Below are 14,320 nucleotides of genomic sequence, written 5' to 3'. Positions count from 1 at the left end.
GCGGTGGAAGGCCCGCTCGCCCACCCCCTTGATCGCGAACAACAACCCGAGCGTGACGACCTCGCTGGGCCAGAGCGCCGCTTGGGAATGCTGTGGAACCTCCTTCATCCGGTCGTCTACTCGGCAGAACAGGTCGATGATGAAGTCTTCGTCGGTCATGGCTGGAACCTCGGTGGCTAGCGTGTTTTTGGTCGAACACCGGCCACTGTAGTCCCAGCCCATGGCCCCGCCAAGATGAACTAGCACCATTGGTTGTTATTATCCCCGGCGCTTCCAGTTGTTTTATCCGTAGGAAAATAAAGACTATCAGGCGGTAATACCTTGGAGTCTGAAATTAAGCGCGATGGATGGCTTAGGATAAATTTTGTGAGATCAATGGTTTTGTTGTTTTTTGATATTTGAAACCTTCCTTCTAGCGGGGATGCTTTCTGGTCCTCAGGATCGACGCGCCGTCTACCTAGCGCAAATCGGGGGGTAAATCCAAGTGAATAATCACCTTTTTGCCCAGGTAAAATGCCTTGCCCGGTATTTGGCTTTACGGGATCATTCATCCATGTAAATGTCACGCTTTTGTATAATTGGTGAATAATGACTATTCGGGGCATCAAAAAGAACGTGCCATTCCAGAGGAACGCCTGCTTCGGTGTTGTCCCGGAATTCATACCGTTTGCCTAGTTTTTCTATCAATATTCCTCGGCGTGGATTTGGAAGTCATTACAGATTAAGAGGAACCAAGCGTTGGGCAATTTATCCGCGCATACCCCAATGATGGCTCGCATCGAAAAGCCCGAGGCTCCCATCCCCCTGCCCGATGCCACGCCCAACGCCTTGCGGGAGTGGTTGGCGGAGCTTCCCTTCACCAATACCGCCTACTGCCTCGCTGCCTTGCTCAGAGCCTTGCGGACCTTCAACGCCAGCGTCCATCTTAAGCCGTCCATCCGCTTTGGCATGGCCGATGTGCTGGAGCCATACGTTTCGATGTTGGTGGAGCGGACGGAAAAGCCCCTGCTGTCCACCTCCATGCCCCAGCTTCCCACCGTGCGCAGCGCCGAACTGGGCGCGGCCTTGTACCGGGAGATGGCGGTCGCCTACTCATTGGCGTGCCCCGCCAAGCGCTTGCTGGGCAGCCTGTGGCAACGGGAGGAGCTGTGCCAGGCTTCGTACCACTCTCTGCGGCACTGGGGGCAATATCTCCTTAGCATGGCGCAGCTTTACAAGGAGCCGGAGGCGGGGTTCTGGCCGGCGGTCTACCGGGTTTACCGCCAAGCCGAGGAGTTCGGCGTGATCTCCCGCGCCGTGGACAATCAGGATGAGCCACCGGCCTGCAAGACCGTGCGGGGCACCTTCAAGCGGATATTGCTATTCGCCCTGGGGGGCGGCGGGCGGTTTAGGCCACGGGACATGCGGCATGTCTTCGGCATACTGGGAACCTTGGCGGACGCCGTGAGCTTGGAACAGCGTCTGCCGCCGGACCGTGAGCCGGGCCGGTTCTATTTCAGCCTGGACGATGACCGCGCCCCGATCACCTGCCCGGACGAGTGCAAGGTGAATCCCGCCGACCGATTCTTCGGCACGGGGGATTTGGTGTCCGCCTTGCTGAAGGACCCGCTGCCGGTCAAGGGCAATCATTTTGGCGACGCCCACAACCGGCATATCCAGACCGTTCTGGCGAAAAGCCTGTGCGGGGGGAAGAACCGGAAGTCCAGCCGCTTGCAGACCAACCACGAATGCGGCCTGTTCATTGGCCTGTCCGACATCATTGACGCCTTGTCCTCCACGGGCGGGCGCGGCGGCGCTTTCCATTCGGACATGCCCTTGGACAATCTCAGCCCGATTGACTGGACCAAGCGCAGCCGCTACGAACTCGTGCCGCTCGAATCCAGCAAACATGACACTTTCTCCGAGCGGATCGTGTTGGACGAGTGGAACTATTTGAATGATCCCCCGGCGGCGGCACCCGACCCCGCGCTGGTTCCCAAGGGCCAAGCCCTGAGCGGCGCCTTGGTCAACACCAGCCCTCACGGCTATTGCGTGTTGATTACCGGGGCGGGCTGCGTCGATCTGCAAATCGGGGTGCCCATCGGCATCGTTGAGGATGGCGGCTCCATGTTCCTGGGCACGGTGCGCTGGCTGAGACGGGAGGAGACCGGCGTGCGCTTCGGCATCAAGCTGTTGTCGCCCAACGCCGAGGTGGTGGACATCCGCCTGTCCGACGGCACCGGCAAGGGCAAGGGCTTGTTGCTGCCCGCCGACCGTATCCTTCGCCACGATCCCGAGTTGGTGGTGCCGCCGAGGGTGTTCCGGGTCAACAGCGAGTTGTTGATCGAGGGCAGGAACCAGCCTCCCCGGCCTTATCTCGGCCAGATTTGTGAGCAGACCCTATCCTTCACCCGCATGACTCTGGCTGCTTCTCGCGCCAAGCCTTCCTCATCCCGCGTTTAGGCATGGCCGGAAAGATTACCCCTCCCGAACCCATACCCGTCCCTCCGTCACCCGCACCTGATAGGTCGCAATATCTTCATAAGCTGGCGGCTTCAATACTTTCCCGGTTTTCAAGCAAAACCGCGCCCCATGCCGGGGGCAGATAATCTCGCAGCCCTCTAAGCGCCCGCTGGCGATTTCCGCGCCGTCGTGGGTGCATTTGTCCTCGATGGCGTAATACTGGCCTTCGACGCGGAATACCGCGACCTTCACGCCGTCCATATCCACCACAATATGTTCACCATCGGCTAGGCTGCCTTCGCGGGTTGCGTCGATCCATTCGGACATTGGTATCACTCCGTGCTGATCGTCTCGCCTTCGTTTTTAAGCGCCGCCTGCAACGAATGCCAAGCCAGCGTCGCGCACTTGACCCGCGCCGGATAAGCCCTGACGCCCGCCAGCACCGCCAGCTTGCCGATTTCCTCTAGATTCACCGCGTCGCCATCCTTGCCGGTGGTGACGCGGTGGAAAGTTTCGAACAACTGCTCCGCTTCCTGCTCGGTTTGGCCCCGGACGATCTCGGTCATCAGCGAGGCCGACGCGGTGGAAATGGCGCAGCCGGAACCCTGAAAACTCACGTCCTCAATGACACCGCCGTCGTTGACCTTCACGTACAGCGTGATGCGGTCGCCGCACAGCGGGTTGAAGCCTTCGATCTTGCGGTTGGCGTCGTCCATCACCCGGAAATTGCGGGGGTTGCGGTTGTGGTCGAACACCACTTCTTGGTAGAGGTCGCGGATTTGGTCAAGCATGGTTTGTATTCCAGAGAGTTTTAACCCCCCAACCCCCCTTATCAGGGGGGCTTTAAGAGCGTCCGTGATAAGGGGGGATTTCTCCCTCCCCTGATAAGGGGAGGGCCGGGGAGGGGTTTATTTACCCAAAAATTTCAATTACTTGGCGGATGCCATCCATCAAAATATCAACTTCCTCGAAGGTATTGTACAGCCCGAACGAAGCCCGAGCCGTGGCCGGAACCCCGTAGAAATCCATCACCGGCATGGCGCAATGATGCCCGGCGCGGATGGCGATGCCGAAGTGGTCGAGGATGGTGCCGATGTCGTGCGGATGGATGCGGTCCAGCGTGAAGGACAGAATCGCGCCCTTGTTCGCCGCCGTGCCGACCAGATTCAGGCCGGGAACGTGCGCCGCCCGTTGGGTGGCGTAATCCAGCAGCCGATGTTCGTGGGCGGCGATGGCGTCCAAACCGATGGCCTGCACATAATCCAGCGCCGTGCCGAAAGCGATGGTGTCGGCGATGTTCGGCGTGCCCGCCTCGAACTTGTAGGGCAGGGCGTTGTACTCGCTCTTCTCGAACGTCACCCGGCGGATCATGTCGCCGCCACCCTGGTAAGGCGGCATGGCTTTCAGCAGACTTTCCTTGCCGTACAACACGCCGATGCCGGACGGCCCGTACAGCTTGTGGCCGGATAGCGCGTAGAAATCGCAGTCCAGCGCTTGCACATCCACCGCCAGATGCGGGGCCGATTGAGCGCCATCCACCAGCACCGGCACGCCGCGAGCGTGGGCCAGGTCGATGATTTGCTTGATCGGGTTGATGGTGCCGAGGGCGTTGGACATGTGGACCACCGCCACCAGCTTGGTGCGGTCAGATAGGAGCGCGGCGAATTCGTCCATCAGCAACTCGCCCTGCTTGTCCATGGGCGCAACTTTCAACACCGCCCCGGTTTGCTCGCACAACATTTGCCAGGGCACGATGTTGGAATGATGCTCCATGGCGGTGATGAGGATTTCATCACCCGCGCCGATCTTGCTGCGGCCATAGCTCTGCGCTACGAGGTTAATGGCCTCGGTCGCACCGCGCACAAAGATAATCTCGTGGCTGTGCTTGGCGTTCAGGAAATGCTGGACCTTCTCCCGTGCGCCCTCGAATAGCTCGGTGCAGCGCTGACTGAGGGAATGCACGCCGCGATGCACGTTGGAATAGTCCTCCTCGTAGACCTTGCGGATGCTGTCGATGACGGCCCGTGGCTTTTGCGTGGAGGCGGCGTTGTCCAGGTAAACCAGCGGCTTGCCGTGGATGGTCTGCTTGAGGATGGGGAAATCCTCCCGGATCGAGGCGAGGTCGTAGCCGGGATCGACCATCCGCAACCGGGTGTCTGGCATTTCAATGATGTTCATGGCGTCTCCGAAACCCGGTCGCGGCGGGTGCTTGATTTGGCGGGCGGTGGCGGTATTCATAGCCAATCTCCCCGTATATCGGATTGTGGTAAAGCGGCGAGTAATTCGGCCCGGACCAATTCTTTCAATCCATCCAGCCGGATTTTGTCCACCAGTTCATTGGCGAAGGCGAAGGTCAGCATGTTGCGGGCGGACGCCTCGTCGATGCCGCGCGATTCCAGGTAGAACACCGCGTTGGCGTCCAACTGGCCGACGGTGACGCCGTGGGCGCATTTCACGTCGTCGGCGTGGATTTCCAATTGCGGCTTGCTGTCGATCTCGGCGTCGTCGGACAACAGCAGGTTGCGGCTGCTCATCTCGGCGTCGGTCTTCTGGGCATCCTTCTCCACCACGATGCGCCCGGAAAACACCCCGCGCCCCCGCCCGGAGGCGATGCCGCGATAGGTTTCCCGCGTGGTGGCATTGGGCGCGGCGTGGCGGACTATCGTGTGGGTGTCGAGGTGACGGCGGCCCGAAGCCAGGAACAGCCCGTCCAGTTCGCATTCCGCGCCTAACCTAAGTTCGCTATGAATCTCGGTGCGGGCCAGCAAGCCGCCGAAGGCCGCGTTGTGCTGGCGCAACCGGGCGGAGCGGGCCTGCTCGGCATACACGCCGCCGAAGTGGTAGCCCTTGTCGGTCTCGGCTTGCAGCTTGTAATGCTCCAGCCCGGCGTTTTCGCCCAGGCTGAGTTCGGTCACGGCGGCGGTGAGATAACCGACACCCGCCACGCCCACATAGGTTTCCACCACTTGTGCCTCGGCGTTGCGGTCCAGCACAATCAGATGGCGCAGCGCGGACAGCCCATCGGCACGGGTCGAGATATGCAGCATTTGCAGCGGCTTGGTCAGTACCCGCCCGGCGGGGACGTGGACGAACAAGCCATCCCGGAAATAGGCCGTGGTGAAGGCCGTGAAGCCATGTTCTTCCCGCGCCGCGATCCGGTTGAAATGGGCTTCTACCCGTTCGGGGCAGCGTTCCAACGCGTCCACCAAAGACGCCACAACAACGCCGTCGGGCAGTCCACCCAGGTCCGACCATGTTTCTTGGTAAATGCCGTCCACGAAGACCAAGGAAATAGCGTCGTTCAAACGGTAGCGCTCGATCAGATCCATATCGACCGGGCCGGACTCCGCGCCGCTGGCGGGCTTGAACAGCTTTTTCTCTAGGGCAACGACGTTGGTGTATTTCCACTCCTCCTCGCGGGGCGACGGAAAACCACCGACGGCGAAACGCTCCGACGCCTCGCGGCGCAGGGCTTGCAGCCAGGGCAAATCCTGGCCCGGCAGAATCGGGGCGAGGTCGCGGAATTGTTCGGCGTAACTCATGCGGATACTCCCGGATTAAGCGGCGCTGGCGGCGGCGGCGGACTGGTCGATCCAGCCGTAGCCCCGCGCTTCCAATTCCAGCGCCAGTTCCGGCCCGCCGGATTTGACGATGCGGCCATGGGCCAGCACATGCACCACGTCGGGCCTGATGTAGTCGAGCAGGCGTTGATAGTGCGTGACCAGGATGAAGGAGCGATCCGGCGAACGCAGGGAATTCACCCCGTCGGCGACGATTTTGAGGGCGTCGATGTCGAGTCCCGAGTCGGTTTCATCGAGGATACAAAGGCTGGGTTCCAATACCGCCATTTGCAGGATTTCGTTGCGCTTCTTTTCGCCGCCGGAAAAGCCTTCGTTAATGCCCCGGTAAAGGAATTGTTCGTCCAGCCCTAAAGCGCGGATTTTGCCTTTGACCAGTTGCAGAAAATCCATGGCGTCCACTTCGCTATCGCCACGGGATTTGCGGATGGCGTTGAGGGCGGCTTTCAGCAAATAGATATTGCTGACGCCGGGGATTTCAACCGGGTATTGAAAGGCCAGGAATACCCCGGCGCGGGCGCGTTCCTCGGGTTTCATGTCGAGGAGATTCTGATCCTTGAAAATCGCGCTGCCGCCGGTAATTTCATAACCCGGACGACCGGCCAAAACATGGGCCAGGGTGCTTTTCCCCGAGCCGTTCGGTCCCATGATGGCGTGGACTTCGCCCGGTTTTACATCCAGGCTGATGCCTTTTAGGATGGGTTTGTCTTCGACTTTGGCTTGGAGGTTGGTGATGGTTAGCATGGTTGATTCCTAAAATTTAAATCGTGCCGTCGTATAAGTCGGCGATGGGGAAACACAGGTCATAATCTCCCCACATCAGGTCACCATTCTCGATGGTGAACTGGCTAAATAGTTCTTTATTGAGATATTTGCGAATGTCGGGATGGGAAGAGCGACCTAGAAACGAACTGAAATCCACGACTCGTGTAATACCGTCGGAAAACGAAAGTTCTAGTCGATAATCTCCGACATATTTCGCGTTTTCTATGTCTATAACTAATTCTTCAGCGTTCATCGGTAAGTTTCCGTTGAATTTTTACGGCACTGATATGTTTGTGATAAACGAAGTAGTCAACCCACTTTTGCACAATCTCGGCGGAAAAATTCCGGACTAAGATTTCGAAATCCCGTAGCGCATTGCCTTCCAATGGACGCCGCCCGCGCACGGGGGTAATTCGGATTTCCTTGATTTCTCCCTCGACGATGATGATTTCCGCTTTGCTTTCCCGGTCCTGATATTTGCCGTGGACGTGAATTGGCTCGTGTTCGTTTGAATAGAACAGAACAATTAAGCCGAAATATTCGTAGAGTTTAGGCATAGCTAATTTAGGCTATTCTATAATTTCAGGCTTCACCGTTGATGAAGGATGTTTGTATTCGAGATTACTCATGCGTACGTGATAGCCTCGTTCTACTAAGTCTATGAGTTCGCTTTCTGTCTTAACACGAATACCCCCTGGGTCATTCCGGGAGTTTGTCTTGTGTGCCAAGTAATAACCACCCTCATAGAAATGAGGGGTCAATATAATCCCAGTATTTTTTCCGCTTTTTACTTGGTATTGAACCTTTTTCATAATTATCAGTTCCGCTTGCAGGATAAAGATAGCTAACCCACACTGCCTTCCAAACTAATCCCCAACAACGCCTGCGCCTCCACCGCGAATTCCATCGGCAGTTCCTTGAATACCTGCTTACAGAAGCCATTCACGATCATCGACACCGCATCCTCGGCGGATAAGCCCCGCTGCTGGCAGAAGAAAAGCTGGTCATCGCTGATTTTCGAGGTGGTGGCCTCATGTTCCAGCCTAGCCGTCGGCTGCTTAACCTCGATATACGGAAACGTATGCGCCCCGCATTTATCGCCGATGAGCAGCGAATCACACTGGGTGTAATTGCGGGCATTCTCGGCACTTTTCAAAATCTTCACCAAGCCCCGGTAACTATTCTGCGCCCGTCCGGCGGAAATACCCTTGGAGATAATCGTGCTGGTGGTGTTCTTGCCGATATGGACCATCTTGGTGCCGGTATCCGCTTGCTGGCAATGATTGGTCACAGCCACGGAATAAAACTCGCCTACCGATTCATCGCCACGCAGTATGCAACTTGGGTATTTCCAGGTAATGGCCGAGCCGGTTTCCACCTGAGTCCAGGAAATCTTCGACTTATAACCCCTGCAATCACCGCGCTTGGTGACGAAGTTATAAATACCGCCCCGGCCTTCCTCGTCGCCGGGATACCAGTTTTGCACGGTGGAATATTTGATTTGCGCGTTATCCAGGGCGACCAATTCCACCACGGCGGCGTGCAATTGGTTTTCGTCGCGCATGGGCGCGGTGCAGCCTTCGAGATAGCTGACGTGGCTGCCTTCTTCCGCGACGATCAGGGTGCGCTCGAACTGGCCGGTTTTGGCGGCGTTGATGCGGAAGTAGGTGGACAGCTCCATCGGGCAGCGGACGCCCTTGGGGATGAACACGAACGAGCCGTCGGTGAACACCGCCGAGTTAAGCGCCGCGAAGAAGTTGTCGCCGGTCGGGACCACGCTGCCGAGATATTGCCGGACCAAATCGGGATGCTTCTGGATGGCTTCCGACATGGAACAGAAAATCACGCCCGCCGCCGCCAGCTTGTCCTTGAAGGTGGTGGCGACCGACACGCTGTCGAACACCGCGTCCACCGCGACCCCGGCCAGGCGTTCCTGCTCATATAAAGGAATGCCCAGCTTCTTATAGGTTTCCAAAAGCTTCGGGTCCACCTCGTTCAGGCTTTTCGGGCCTTCCTTGGTTTTCGGGGCCGAGTAATAGCTGATGCTCTGGTAATCGACCGGCTCGTAATTCACATAAGCCCATTTGGGTTCGGTCATGGTCAGCCAGTGCCGGTAGGCTTCCAGCCGCCATTGCAGCATCCAGTCCGGTTCGTTCTTCTTGGCGGAAATGACGCGGATCACGTCCTCGTTCAAACCGGGCGGGAGGGTGTCGGATTCCAGGTCGGTGACGAAACCCGGCGCGTATTCCTTGTGGATGATCTTGTCGAGTGCTTCGGCTGTGGCGGCCATGAGTTTTACTCCGCGAATCGTTTCGGCTGTACGGTGATTTGGCTGAGAGGGATGTGAATCTCGTCCGGGGTCTGCGTCATCGGCGTTGCCATGTCGGCCAGCGTGACCGATTCCAAGGCGGTGTTGATGGCCCGGGTAATGATGTTCCAGTGGCCCCGCGTGTGGCAGGAGGACGATTGCTGGCAAGAATCCTGCTCAAGTCCGCATTCGGTGAGGGCAATCGGGCCTTCGAGCGCGAAGATGATGCTGGCCACCGTGGTGCGCTCCGGCGGGTTCGCCAACTGGTAGCCGCCCTTCGCGCCCCGGGTGGAGGTGAGCACTTGGGCGCGGGTCAGCGCTTTCAAGACCTTGCTGACCGTGGGCACGGCCACGCCCGCTGACTCCGCCAATTCGGTCGCGGCGAAGGTTTGCTGGGGATGCCGGGCCATTTGGCCCAGGACGATGATGGCGTAGTCGGTCAGTTTGCTGATGCGCAGCATGGAACACCTCTCTATTGAGTACCAGTCTAGTCCTGTTTAAATCCCAAGTAAAGCACTAGGATATTATCGGGGGCAAACCATGGGGGCCGAACGCCGGGCGTTAGGCGTTATACTTCGCAGCCGATTCGTACTCCGTATTCTTATTTTGAAGGCGCTCAAAGCGCCTCGATTGCCTGCCGGAAATCTTCGATGACAAAAATCAATTCACAGCTTGCGGGCCTTGTTCGGCTCGTTTTTTGGGTGCTTGTGCTGTTCGCCGCCGAGGCGTGGGCACAGGAACCCATTTCCGACACACCCTCCACCCATATTCAAAGCCTGTTGCGGGACGGGGTGAATCCCCGGCTGCGTTGGGGCAGCTTCCCCGACTTCCAGGCGCAACTGGATCAGCTCTATAAACAGAACGGCCTGGAGCCGCTGTGGGTCAAGGAGGGCTATCCCACCGCGCAAGCCGTGGCGATGATCGAGAGCTTGGCGGAAGCGGACGACCAAGGCTTGAGCGCCGCCGATTACGACGCCGAGCCGTTACGGAAATGGCTGGCCGCGCCGGAACTGGTCATCACGCCCACCCCCCGCGAAATCGCCAGCTTCGACACGGCGTTGAGCCTGTCGGCGATGCGCTATCTCTCCAATCTTTATCTGGGCCGCGTCAATCCGCGCAACGCGAACTTCGGGCTGAGCATCGAACCCAAGAAGGTGGACCTGCCCAATCTGGTGCAGAAAATCGCCCAGAGCGACAGCCCCAAGGCGCTGGTGAATGGCATGGAGCCGACGCTGCCGGTTTATAAATCGCTCAAGGAAGCCTTGGTCCGCTACCGTGCGCTCGCGAAAGACACGCCTGCGCTGTCGGTATCGTTTCCGCCCAAATTCGGCCCCGGCGGGCACCACAAGGATATTCCGGCGGTGCGGCGCTACTTGGCGGCGCTGGGCGACTTGCCGCAGGTCGCGCCGGGCGCGGAGAACCCGGAGGCTTATGACGCCGAGTTGGTGGCGGCGATGAAATCCTTCCAGCAGCGCCATGGCCTGGGCACCGATGGCGTCATCGGCAAAGGCACCGTCGCGGCGCTCAATGTGCCGCCGGCGGAGCGGGTCAAGCAGATTCAGCTTGGCTTGGAGCGGCTGCGCTGGCTGCCCGATGACGTCAAGGGGCTGTATCTGTTCGTCAACATCCCGTCGTTCCAGCTTTATGGTTCGCGGTCCGGGGAGGGCTTCGGCCACCACGACTTGCAGATGAACGTCATCGTGGGCGAGGCGGAGGACGGGCACAACACGCCGATTTTCCATTCGGACATGACCTACGTCACCTTCCACCCCTATTGGAATGTGCCGCCCACCATCGCGGTCAAGGAATTGGTGCCCGCGTTGCGCCGGAATCCGGGCTATCTGGCCCGCAACAACATGGAGATTGTCTCGGGGCGCGGGGCGAGTGCTGGTTACGATGGCGATATTGCCGATGCGCTGGCCAGCGGCGCCCTCCGCATCCGCCAGAAGCCGGGCGAGAAGAACGCCCTGGGCTTGGTGAAGTTCACCTTCCCCAACAACAACAACGTCTATCTGCACAGCACGCCCAATAAGGCTCTGTTCCAGCGGACCCGGCGGGATTTCAGCCATGGCTGCATCCGGGTGCAAGATCCGACCAAGCTGGCGGAATGGGTGCTGGCGGAGCAGACCGAGTGGACGCGGGAGAAGATCGAAGCCGCCATGAACGCGGAGAATCAGAAGGTGGTCACGCTGAAGAAGCCGATCCCGGTGTACATCTATTACTCCACCGTGATGGCGGACAAGGACGGACGGGTCAGCTTCTACCAGGACATCTACGGCCACGACCAGACGCTGCAAGCCTTGCTGGCGAAGGGCTTCCCGTATCCGGCTTGATGGCCGGTTGTTGATGGGGTGATGGCTTCGGGGCCGGGAAGCCCCAGCCGCCAAACCCAGCTAACAGGGTTTTTCAGGTAGGTTGGGGTGAGACGAACCCCAACACACCCCACCCCAAAACCGTTGGGGTTCGTTCCTCACCCCAACCTACAAAATCTAAAGGCCGCCCGCGCGTCCAGATGGGAGCGCGGGCGGCCTTTCTGTTTTACGGGGAATTAGGCCGACTTGGTTTCAAAAACCGAGCCGGTCTATCCGGGAATCATTCCTCGTCGCCGTCCTCGTCTTCCATGAAATCAAACACCATCACCACTTCCTTGCCGGTCTTGGTGTTGGTCGCCTTGAAGGTCGCCGCGCCGTCCTCCATGGCGGTGCATTCGATCTCCACGGGCGGGTCGTCATAATCGCCGGCGGCGATTTCCAACTGGTCCATCAAGGCTTGGTTTTCCTCGGCGGTCAACTCCATGTTGCCGTCTGCGTCGATATTCATGGTGGGACTCTCTCTCAGCGCGTTGGCCGAGTGTGGGAAAGGGGAAGAAAATTTGATTGGGTGCGGGAACGCACTGATAGTGCGGCGGGAAGGAACCGCCGCCCAAGCGGGAAGCTTATCAGGTTTGTTTGTTTCAATCCGCTCCCGGCCAATCGGGCCGGGGGGCGAAACGCTTACCAGGAACGGATGCTGCCGGTGTCGATATGCACGAAATCGCGGCGCGGATAATAGCCGACGCCACCCTGTTGGAGCGCGAGCGCTACCTGGCGGATGGTGTGTACGCTCACGTCGGACATGCGGATGTCGATGGCCTTGCCCTCGATGTGCATGCTGTGTTCGGCGACGCCGTGGCTCATCTTGCGCAGCCAGCTATTGGTTTCCGGCGAGCGGTAGCCCGAGATGATCTTGATGGTGCCGGTGCTGCCAGTGAAGGCGGAAATGGCGTACAGCAGGTCGATCAGGGCGGGGTCCATGGCGCGGACTTCGTCGGCGTGGTGGTCGCGCAGGAAGGTGTTGAAGCGCTGGATCATTCCCCGGTCGTAATACTGCTCCGGGCAGCACACGATGTTCAGTTCCTCGTCGGTGTTGACGTTGTGCAGGGAGAGGGTGCGCTCCCGGCTGAAGGTCTTGCCGATGGCTTCGGCGGAGGGGAGAAGCAAGGTGCCTACGGCGGCGAGGCCAGCTCGGGCGAGGAAGGATCGGCGGGAAATGCCGGGAGAATTGAAATCAGACGGATGCTTGACAATGGAGTGCTGGTCTCTGCTCATAGGCTCAGGCCTCTTCAATAAGAGTGAACTAGGTCTTCGCGTAAGCATCGAGGAATTTCCCGTGAGTCCTTCTTACCCAAACCGGCGGGCGCGGGCGGGGAATTTTTCGATGCCGGGGCGGGAAATATTTCCCTTGCCGAAGGCTCGCACTTTACTTGCTAAAGTGGAGTCGGATCAACCCTTTAATGCGCTGAATTTATTAGCACGATATGTGCCATTGATTGGGTGTGCCTCCCGGAATCGCACTGAGTTAAGGGCTTGGCCGGGAAGCGAAAAAGAAAGTTTTCGATAGGAGAATTTATTATTTTCTAATCGGAAACATTGATGCCGTCGAAATCCCCGGTTTCGGGATGGGTTCCGGGTCCGACGGGGGGCGGCGACCTCACCAATTTGCAGGTGCGGAAGCCAGCGCTACGGGCGGCGTCCAATTCCGCCTCAATATCGGACAAAAATAGCACCGTTTCGGGCGCGAATCCGATTTGCCGCGCAATCTCGTGATACGACTCGGGCTGTTGCTTGGGACCGACGCGGGTGTCGAAATAGCCCGAGAACAGCGGCGTCAGGTCGCCGTATTCGGTGTGGGCGAACAGCAATGTCTGGGCGTGGACCGAGCCGGACGAGAACACATACAGCCCCAGCCCCGCCGCTTTCCACTCGCGCAGCTTCCGCACGGCGTCCTCGTAGATGTGGCCGTGGAAATCGCCGTTCCGATAGCCTTGCTCCCAGATCATCCCTTGCAGCGCCTTGAGCGGCGTGGCCTTGCGGTCCTCGTCGATCCATTGGATAAGCTGCGCCACCGCCTCGTCAGTGCTTAAGGTCGCGCCGGCCAGTTCGCCCACTTCGGCCAGCAGGCGGGCGACCTCCGGGTCATTGGCCCGCGCCGCCACGAACGCCGGGAGGCGTTCGCGGGCATAGGGGAACAGCACCTCCTTGACGAAGGATAAAGACGAGGTGGTGCCCTCGATGTCGGTAAGAATCGCTTGAATCATGCGGCGTGGCTGGCGAGGAATTGATCGAACGTGGGGAAGCGGGCGGCGATGTCGTCGCCGGTGAACGACGCGACCCAGCCCTCCGGCGTGGTGAAGAAGCGGATGCACTTGAAGCTGGGGGTTTCGCCCATGTCGAACCAATGCCGGGTCATGGCAGGCACGCTGATGAGGTCGCCCTGTTCGCACAGCACGACGTACACCTTGTCGTCGGCATGCAGGTAGAAGATGCCTTTGCCTTCCACGAAGAAACGCATCTCGAACTCGTCGTGGGTGTGCTCGCTCAGGAACTTGGCGCGCAGCTCGGCCTTTTGCGGATGATCCGGGCGCAGGCTGACCACATCCACCGTGTTGAACTCGTAGCGGTCAATCAGATGGTCAATGGATTTCTGATAGGCGGCGATCACCGTGTCCATGTCGGCGTCCGGCGCGAATTCTTGGGCGGCGGTCCAGCATTCCAGGAGGACGTCGATCTCCCACAGTCTTTCCGCGATTTGCTCCGGGTCACGGATGATTTCGGCCTCTTCGGGCCGGGTGGCGGAATGGATGCTTAAAAGGCTCATAAGGGTTTGACTCCGTGCAGACGGGTTTCCAGATCGAATAAAAATTCCAGCGCCTCGACATGGCGCAGGGCGTCCCCGACCGTGGCTCCCC

General features: G+C 59.0%; 16 protein-coding genes. 2 read left to right on the top strand and 14 right to left on the bottom strand.

Features of this window, described 5'->3' with window-relative positions; genetic code table 11:
- Nucleotides 1–239 precede the first annotated feature (239 nt).
- Nucleotides 240–662: a hypothetical protein gene (locus ACXWUF_RS08630; RefSeq protein WP_458494261.1), complete on the bottom strand. Its 423-nt coding sequence runs from the start codon at nt 660–662 to the stop codon at nt 240–242.
- A 103-nt stretch (nt 663–765) separates the two neighbouring features.
- On the opposite strand from ACXWUF_RS08630, the gene ACXWUF_RS08625 reads away from it, so the two are divergent.
- Nucleotides 766–2,442, top strand: coding sequence for a hypothetical protein (locus tag ACXWUF_RS08625; RefSeq protein ID WP_458494260.1), 1,677 nt, complete (start codon nt 766–768; stop codon nt 2,440–2,442).
- A gap of 15 nt (nt 2,443–2,457) precedes the next feature.
- Here the strand turns inward: ACXWUF_RS08625 and ACXWUF_RS08620 are convergent, their stop codons facing one another.
- The 9 genes from ACXWUF_RS08620 to ACXWUF_RS08580 all read right to left on the bottom strand — a co-directional run bounded on the left by ACXWUF_RS08620 (nt 2,458) and on the right by ACXWUF_RS08580 (nt 9,554).
- Nucleotides 2,458–2,769 carry a non-heme iron oxygenase ferredoxin subunit gene (locus ACXWUF_RS08620; RefSeq protein ID WP_458494259.1) on the bottom strand — a complete coding sequence of 104 codons (312 nt, stop codon included), beginning with the start codon at nt 2,767–2,769 and terminating at the stop codon, nt 2,458–2,460.
- Nucleotides 2,770–2,774: 5 nt separating this feature from the next.
- Entirely contained in the window at nt 2,775–3,233 is a 459-nt protein-coding gene (gene sufU / locus ACXWUF_RS08615) for a Fe-S cluster assembly sulfur transfer protein SufU (protein ID WP_458494258.1), read from the bottom strand.
- 121 nt (nt 3,234–3,354) lie between these two features.
- Complete coding sequence (locus ACXWUF_RS08610) at nt 3,355–4,584, bottom strand: SufS family cysteine desulfurase (RefSeq protein ID WP_458494262.1); 1,230 nt, start codon at nt 4,582–4,584, stop codon at nt 3,355–3,357.
- A 92-nt stretch (nt 4,585–4,676) separates the two neighbouring features.
- The gene (sufD, locus tag ACXWUF_RS08605) at nt 4,677–5,984 is read right to left on the bottom strand and encodes a Fe-S cluster assembly protein SufD (protein WP_458494257.1); all 1,308 of its coding nucleotides are present in this window, start codon (nt 5,982–5,984) and stop codon (nt 4,677–4,679) included.
- Between the two features lie 15 nt (nt 5,985–5,999).
- Nucleotides 6,000–6,764, bottom strand: a complete 765-nt coding sequence (gene sufC, locus ACXWUF_RS08600; protein ID WP_458494256.1) for a Fe-S cluster assembly ATPase SufC — start codon at nt 6,762–6,764, stop codon at nt 6,000–6,002.
- Between the two features lie 16 nt (nt 6,765–6,780).
- Complete coding sequence (locus ACXWUF_RS08595) at nt 6,781–7,038, bottom strand: DUF2442 domain-containing protein (protein WP_458494255.1); 258 nt, start codon at nt 7,036–7,038, stop codon at nt 6,781–6,783.
- Complete coding sequence (locus ACXWUF_RS08590) at nt 7,028–7,342, bottom strand: DUF4160 domain-containing protein (RefSeq protein ID WP_458494254.1); 315 nt, start codon at nt 7,340–7,342, stop codon at nt 7,028–7,030. Before ACXWUF_RS08590 ends, ACXWUF_RS08595 begins: the two co-directional genes overlap by 11 nt.
- Nucleotides 7,343–7,629: 287 nt before the next feature.
- On the bottom strand, nt 7,630–9,075 hold the full coding sequence (gene sufB / locus ACXWUF_RS08585; protein ID WP_458494253.1) for a Fe-S cluster assembly protein SufB: 1,446 nt from the start codon (nt 9,073–9,075) through the stop codon (nt 7,630–7,632).
- A gap of 5 nt (nt 9,076–9,080) precedes the next feature.
- On the bottom strand, nt 9,081–9,554 hold the full coding sequence (locus tag ACXWUF_RS08580) for an SUF system Fe-S cluster assembly regulator (RefSeq protein ID WP_458494252.1): 474 nt from the start codon (nt 9,552–9,554) through the stop codon (nt 9,081–9,083).
- 189 nt (nt 9,555–9,743) lie between these two features.
- Here ACXWUF_RS08580 and ACXWUF_RS08575 point away from each other — a divergent pair, with 189 nt between their 5' ends.
- The gene (locus ACXWUF_RS08575) at nt 9,744–11,426 is read left to right on the top strand and encodes a L,D-transpeptidase family protein (RefSeq protein WP_458494251.1); all 1,683 of its coding nucleotides are present in this window, start codon (nt 9,744–9,746) and stop codon (nt 11,424–11,426) included.
- A 259-nt stretch (nt 11,427–11,685) separates the two neighbouring features.
- On the opposite strand, the gene ACXWUF_RS08570 is transcribed toward ACXWUF_RS08575, so the two are convergent.
- The 4 genes from ACXWUF_RS08570 to ACXWUF_RS08555 all read right to left on the bottom strand — a co-directional run bounded on the left by ACXWUF_RS08570 (nt 11,686) and on the right by ACXWUF_RS08555 (nt 14,229).
- Nucleotides 11,686–11,913 carry a hypothetical protein gene (locus tag ACXWUF_RS08570; RefSeq protein ID WP_458494250.1) on the bottom strand — a complete coding sequence of 76 codons (228 nt, stop codon included), beginning with the start codon at nt 11,911–11,913 and terminating at the stop codon, nt 11,686–11,688.
- A 173-nt stretch (nt 11,914–12,086) separates the two neighbouring features.
- Nucleotides 12,087–12,680 (bottom strand): YcbK family protein, encoded by a 594-nt coding sequence (locus ACXWUF_RS08565; RefSeq protein ID WP_458494249.1) that lies wholly within the window; start codon nt 12,678–12,680, stop codon nt 12,087–12,089.
- A gap of 308 nt (nt 12,681–12,988) precedes the next feature.
- Entirely contained in the window at nt 12,989–13,669 is a 681-nt protein-coding gene (gene mtnC, locus ACXWUF_RS08560; RefSeq protein ID WP_458494248.1) for an acireductone synthase, read from the bottom strand.
- A complete protein-coding gene (locus ACXWUF_RS08555; protein ID WP_458494247.1) occupies nt 13,666–14,229 on the bottom strand; it encodes a 1,2-dihydroxy-3-keto-5-methylthiopentene dioxygenase in 564 nt (187 codons plus the stop codon). The genes mtnC and ACXWUF_RS08555 overlap by 4 nt, the downstream gene beginning before the upstream one ends.
- Nucleotides 14,230–14,320 lie beyond the last annotated feature (91 nt).

The sequence above is a fragment of the Methylomagnum sp. genome (assembly GCF_054333355.1).
The sequence above is the reverse complement of the archived record's forward strand: the minus strand, read 5'-3'. Positions and strand labels throughout refer to the sequence as shown.

Excerpts from the sequence above, each read along its gene's own strand:
- ACXWUF_RS08625 (WP_458494260.1), top strand. The coding sequence starts at position 766 with ATGATGGCTCGCATCGAAAAGCCCGAGGCTCCCATCCCCCTGCCCGAT.
- ACXWUF_RS08580 (WP_458494252.1), bottom strand. The coding sequence starts at position 9,554 with ATGCTGCGCATCAGCAAACTGACCGACTACGCCATCATCGTCCTGGGC.
- mtnC (WP_458494248.1), bottom strand. The coding sequence starts at position 13,669 with ATGATTCAAGCGATTCTTACCGACATCGAGGGCACCACCTCGTCTTTA.
- sufD (WP_458494257.1), bottom strand. The coding sequence starts at position 5,984 with ATGAGTTACGCCGAACAATTCCGCGACCTCGCCCCGATTCTGCCGGGC.
- ACXWUF_RS08610 (WP_458494262.1), bottom strand. The coding sequence starts at position 4,584 with ATGGTCGATCCCGGCTACGACCTCGCCTCGATCCGGGAGGATTTCCCC.
- ACXWUF_RS08595 (WP_458494255.1), bottom strand. The coding sequence starts at position 7,038 with ATGAACGCTGAAGAATTAGTTATAGACATAGAAAACGCGAAATATGTC.
- sufC (WP_458494256.1), bottom strand. The coding sequence starts at position 6,764 with ATGCTAACCATCACCAACCTCCAAGCCAAAGTCGAAGACAAACCCATC.
- ACXWUF_RS08630 (WP_458494261.1), bottom strand. The coding sequence starts at position 662 with ATGAATTCCGGGACAACACCGAAGCAGGCGTTCCTCTGGAATGGCACG.
- ACXWUF_RS08620 (WP_458494259.1), bottom strand. The coding sequence starts at position 2,769 with ATGTCCGAATGGATCGACGCAACCCGCGAAGGCAGCCTAGCCGATGGT.
- ACXWUF_RS08555 (WP_458494247.1), bottom strand. The coding sequence starts at position 14,229 with ATGAGCCTTTTAAGCATCCATTCCGCCACCCGGCCCGAAGAGGCCGAA.
- sufU (WP_458494258.1), bottom strand. The coding sequence starts at position 3,233 with ATGCTTGACCAAATCCGCGACCTCTACCAAGAAGTGGTGTTCGACCAC.
- sufB (WP_458494253.1), bottom strand. The coding sequence starts at position 9,075 with ATGGCCGCCACAGCCGAAGCACTCGACAAGATCATCCACAAGGAATAC.
- ACXWUF_RS08570 (WP_458494250.1), bottom strand. The coding sequence starts at position 11,913 with ATGAATATCGACGCAGACGGCAACATGGAGTTGACCGCCGAGGAAAAC.
- ACXWUF_RS08590 (WP_458494254.1), bottom strand. The coding sequence starts at position 7,342 with ATGCCTAAACTCTACGAATATTTCGGCTTAATTGTTCTGTTCTATTCA.
- ACXWUF_RS08565 (WP_458494249.1), bottom strand. The coding sequence starts at position 12,680 with ATGAGCAGAGACCAGCACTCCATTGTCAAGCATCCGTCTGATTTCAAT.
- ACXWUF_RS08575 (WP_458494251.1), top strand. The coding sequence starts at position 9,744 with ATGACAAAAATCAATTCACAGCTTGCGGGCCTTGTTCGGCTCGTTTTT.